Below are 425 nucleotides of genomic sequence, written 5' to 3'. Positions count from 1 at the left end.
GAACATATATTGCATAAATGGCAGGGCTCTAAATGGAGAACTGTGTGCACAATATGAGCATGATGACAAAGAGGAAACCAGTTGGGGCCGCTCCGGAACGCGTTCACGGGGCACAAGCGGTCTTCCGCGCGGTGGAATTGCTCAAGCTGGTGGGTTTGAACCACGAGCACGGCATGACGCTGGCAGCGCTGGTGGAAGCCACCGGCATGGACCGCACCACGGCTTACCGGCTGCTGTCATCGCTGGTGCAGACGGGCTTGGTGGAGCGCGATTCACTAAAAACCTATCGTTTGGGCCTCGAGGCAATGCAATTGGGCTTGGCGACAATGAGTCGCGTACCCATCCTCGAACGCTGCAGGCCGTTGATGCTGCGCCTGGCGCGGCGCACCGAGGACACGGTCTACCTTGTTGTACGCAATGGTGAC

At 58.4% G+C, this 425-nt stretch carries 1 protein-coding gene; it reads left to right on the top strand.

The window, feature by feature from the left end; translation table 11 throughout:
• Window positions 1-53 precede the first annotated feature (53 nt).
• Window positions 54-425: helix-turn-helix domain-containing protein (locus QZH66_RS18510; protein WP_305807247.1), on the top strand; the 372-nt coding region annotated here is incomplete at its 3' end.

The sequence above is a fragment of the Stenotrophomonas sp. YIM B06876 genome (assembly GCF_030711595.1).
Taxonomy (GTDB): Bacteria; Pseudomonadota; Gammaproteobacteria; order Xanthomonadales; family Xanthomonadaceae; genus Stenotrophomonas.
This window is presented reverse-complemented; position numbering and strand designations above follow the sequence as displayed.